Below are 565 nucleotides of genomic sequence, written 5' to 3' on the forward strand. Positions count from 1 at the left end.
TGGTTCCCGCCGCGAGCGCGGCCTCCGAGGCGCGCTGGATGACGGGGCCGTCCAGCACCGGATCGCTTTAGGGCAGGCCGATCTCCACGATTTCGACCCCACCGTCGATCATCCCGCGCAGCGCGCCGATCAAGCCGGGCACCCTCGGGAACCCGCCGGGCAGGTAGCCGATCAGCGCGGCCCGATTCTCCCCGCCCGCGGTGGCCAGGGCCGCCCCCCCCCGGCCGGTACCGGTGCTCTTGCCGTCCATGTCCGTTCCCCTTCGAAACCGAAGTACTCGGCGGCGGTGGACATGTCCTTGTCCCCGCGGCCGGAACGGCAGGCGAGGATCAGCGGTTCCCGGCCCAGTTCCGCGCGGAGCGCGGGGGCAAGGCGGAGTGCTCCGGCGACGGCGTGCGCGCTCTCGGTGGCGGGGATGATCCCCTCGGCCCGGCTCAGCGCCCGGAACGCCGCCATCGCCTCCTCGTCGGCGACAGGCTGGTAGGTCACCCGCCCGGCGTCGTGCAGGGCGGCCTGTTCCGGCCCGACCCCCGGGTAGTCGAGTCCGGCGGAGATGGAGTGGCTC

Annotated in this window: 1 pseudogene; it reads right to left on the reverse strand. The window is 73.8% G+C overall.

The window, feature by feature from the left end:
- Positions 1-171 precede the first annotated feature (171 nt).
- Positions 172-565: pseudogene (locus CFN78_RS28415) on the reverse strand (hypothetical protein); the annotation flags it as partial.

Origin of the sequence: Amycolatopsis antarctica, from assembly GCF_002262875.1 — a bacterium.
Lineage (GTDB): Bacteria > Actinomycetota > Actinomycetes > Mycobacteriales > Pseudonocardiaceae > Amycolatopsis > Amycolatopsis antarctica.